The sequence below is a fragment of the Aquiflexum sp. genome (assembly GCF_041751335.1).
Taxonomy (GTDB): Bacteria; Bacteroidota; Bacteroidia; order Cytophagales; family Cyclobacteriaceae; genus Aquiflexum.
In genome coordinates this window covers 1-3,576 of sequence record NZ_JBGSXS010000037.1, presented here as the reverse complement: position 1 = coordinate 3,576, position 3,576 = coordinate 1, and the positions used below count along the sequence as shown (strand labels likewise).

The following is a 3,576-nucleotide window of genomic DNA, read 5'->3' as shown; positions in this document are numbered from 1 at the left end:
ATCCCTGAGGAACACATCAAGATGACCTGTTATCAGAATGCTCTGACTGCCTATTCCCAAAGCGGTCAAATGGATGAATTAGATTGGTTAAGCCCTGAACCCATAGATCAGAGGCAAAGGCAATTTGGAAATTCCGTATTGAGAGGCGGACAGGAGCCTAAAGTGGAAGGCTCAGATTTTGTGGAGAATTAAGCATCTTTAATGTCAAAAATAAAAGCTTATTTACAGCTCACCCGTCCTGCAAATATTGTAACCGCTATTGCTGATATTTGGGCAGGTTTCGCCATTGCGGGCGGAGCCTTGGTCATATTTGCTGACGAGACCGTCCTCATCCAATCACCTGTATTTCAAAACTTGCTTTGGCTGACACTTTCGACCATTGGCTTGTATGGAGGAGGGGTTGCTTTCAATGATGTATTTGATGCGGCATTAGATGCCAAAGAAAGACCGGAAAGACCAATACCAAATGGAAGAGTGTCAAAAGGTAATGCCGCGTGGATGGCCTTCCTATTACTTGTTGTTGGGGTTGCAGCAGCTTCAATGGTCGGAACAATTAGTGGTCTGATCGCTTTGATTGTGGCTGGCTTAGCTGTATTATATGATTATTGGGGAAAGCATCAGTCCATTATAGGACCTATCAATATGGGACTTTGCCGTGCAGGAAATCTCCTTTTGGGGGTAAGTGCTTTTCCGGTCATGTTGAAAAGTTATTGGTATTTGGGTATAATTCCTTTGGTATTCGTTGCCGCCATTACCATGATCAGCAGAGGAGAAGTACATGGTAAAAACAGGAATGCATTGATCGGAGGGTTTACGATGTACTGTCTGATCATTTTGGCCCTGATTGACCTGACTTATTTTGAAGGGAAAAATCCGCTTCATGTGATTCCATTCCTGATCCTATTCGCTTACATGATTTTTCCTCCCTTGATCAAAGCAATCAGGTCCCAAGTCCCACAAATGATTGGAAAAGCCGTAAAAGCAGGAGTAATTTCCCTGATTATTCTGAATGCCACAATGGCTTCTGTATTTGCTGGCTGGCAGTTTGGGCTAATCGTCCTGATCCTTTTACCGATTTCTCTATGGCTGGCCAAGAAATTTGCCGTTACTTGAAATCTTATTTCAGAAATCAGAGTTTATTAAATTGCAAAACAATCCATATCCTTCAAGGATTAACAAGAAGATTTAAGTTTATAGAAATGGAAAAGATAATTGAACAGACTTTTGCAGTACCCTTTAGGTATCAGGTCTGTTTTTTGGAAGGGATTTTTGATACTACAAATCCATTATTGGCTAATTTCTTGGATAACGGAAACAAAGCCAAGGCATTTTTTGTGGTGGACAATGGTGTGTCTAATGCTTTTCCAAACCTCCTAAATGACATCCGCACTTATGCTGATGCTTATCAGGAAAAGTTTTTGTTAATTGCTGAACCTTTGGTAGTCCAAGGAGGTGAAATTTCAAAAAACGATGAAGCAACTTTCAAGAAGATTGTAGATGCGACGAGTATTTTCGGGATAGACCGACATTCTTATATCGTTGGCGTCGGAGGTGGGGCAGTATTGGACATGGTGGGCTTTGCTGCTGCAATTTCCCATAGGGGAATCAGGCATGTGCGAATACCGACTACTGTTTTATCCCAAAACGATTCCGGCGTTGGCGTCAAAAATGGCATCAATGCCTATGGAAAGAAAAACTACCTCGGAACTTTTGCACCCCCTTTCGCAGTCATCAATGACTTTAATTTTCTGACGACACTAGATGATAGGGATTGGCGTTCAGGCATATCCGAAGCCATCAAAGTGGCTTTGATCAAAGATATTAGATTTTTTGAATGGCTTGAAAATAATGCATCGGCATTGGCCAATCGCCAAATGGCACCAATGCAGGAATTAATCATCAAATGTGCCCAAATACACATGGACCATATCGCAGGCAAAGACCCATTTGAAACAGGTTCTGCACGACCTTTGGATTTTGGACATTGGGCAGCCCATAAGTTGGAACATCTGACCCAATATCAGGTGAGGCATGGTGAAGCTGTGGCCATTGGGATTGCATTGGATAGCACCTATTCCTATTTGAAGGGAATGATTTCACAAGCAGATTTATTGCGCATCATCAACCTGATCAATTCTTTGGGATTTGAAATTTATGCCCATGAGTTGTCCGGTAAGGAACTGCTGAAAGGCCTTGAAGAATTCAGAGAACATCTAGGTGGTGAGTTGACCATTACCTTATTGGAATCACTGGGTAAGGGAGTTGAGGTACATGAAATGGACAATGACCTGATTCTTCAATCCATTGATCAATTAAAATTATTTCATCTGGAGAAAGTGGCCGCCGATTCCTAAATTGTGGGATTGTTGAAATTTTAATCCAATTCCAAAACTTCAATGTTTACAAAAGGACATCACCTGACGTATTGCACCAATATCCATCCCGGAGAAAGCTGGGAGGAAACTTTTAAAAATTTAAAGCAATATATCCCTACGATCAAAAAAGCACTTTCTCCAAATCAACCTTTTGGAATAGGACTCAGGTCTTCTCACGAAGCAAGTCTGGACCTAGCAAAAACAGGAAACTTGGCTGAATTCAAAACTTGGCTGAAAGAAAATGACTGTTATGTTTTTACCTTCAATGGTTTCCCCTACGGCGGGTTCCATAGACAGGTAGTCAAAGATGAAGTCCACCAACCGGATTGGACCACTCCAGAAAGACTGGATTATACAGACAGGCTTTTTGATATACTTTCAGAACTTTTACCCGAAGGTCTGGATGGCGGCATTTCGACCTCCCCCCTTTCCTACAGACATTGGTACAAGACGCCTTTGGAATTGGAGGAAGCCATCAAAGAATCAACTCTTCATCTAGCTAAAATAGCCGGGAAACTTTATAGCGTACATCAATCGACAGGTAAACTCCTCCACCTAGATATCGAACCCGAACCTGATGGCATACTTGAAAACACACAAGAGGTGATTGATTTCTATAAAAACTGGTTGGTTCCGATTGGAACCGAATACCTTGAAAATGAATTGGGACTCTCCCATCAGGAAGCAGAAAAATGCCTAAAAGAACATATCAGGCTCTGTTATGATGTCTGTCATTTTGCGGTGGTCTATGAAGAACCTGAGGATGTTTTCGAGGCCTTTGAAGCTAATGGAATCAAAATCGGCAAAATCCAGATCAGTGCTGCTTTAAAAGCCGACATTCCACAGGAAAAAAATGAGAGGAGGGAAATGGAAGCCCTGATATCTCCATTTTCCGAATCCACTTACCTACATCAAGTGGTAGCAAAGGGCCCAAATGATCAATTAACTTGCTTCAACGATCTGCCTGAAGCGATGAATACCCTTGAATCTACCGATGCATTGGAATGGCGCATCCACTATCATGTCCCAATCTTTCTGTCTGATTATGGAAAAATCTCCTCCACCCAATCAGATATACTTGATGTGTTGAAATACATCAGTAGGAAAAAAGTCTGCAACCATTTGGAAGTGGAAACCTACACTTGGGAGGTTTTGCCGAAAGGCATCAATTTAGATCTAGGGAGTTCTATTATAAGGGAAC

The 3,576-nt window shown here is 41.8% G+C and carries 3 protein-coding genes and 1 pseudogene; all 4 read left to right on the top strand.

What is annotated here, in order from left to right; genetic code table 11:
• Positions 1 to 192, top strand: a pseudogene (locus ACEW8U_RS02020) (hydrolase TatD); the annotation flags it as partial.
• A 9-nt stretch (positions 193 to 201) separates the two neighbouring features.
• Positions 202 to 1,113, top strand: a complete 912-nt coding sequence (gene eboC, locus ACEW8U_RS02015) for a UbiA-like protein EboC (protein ID WP_373520366.1) — start codon at positions 202 to 204, stop codon at positions 1,111 to 1,113.
• Between the two features lie 86 nt (positions 1,114 to 1,199).
• Positions 1,200 to 2,354: a 3-dehydroquinate synthase gene (locus tag ACEW8U_RS02010; RefSeq protein ID WP_373520365.1), complete on the top strand. Its 1,155-nt coding sequence runs from the start codon at positions 1,200 to 1,202 to the stop codon at positions 2,352 to 2,354.
• Between the two features lie 42 nt (positions 2,355 to 2,396).
• A partial coding sequence (gene eboE / locus ACEW8U_RS02005) for a metabolite traffic protein EboE (RefSeq protein WP_373520364.1) occupies positions 2,397 to 3,576 on the top strand: 1,180 nt, incomplete at its 3' end.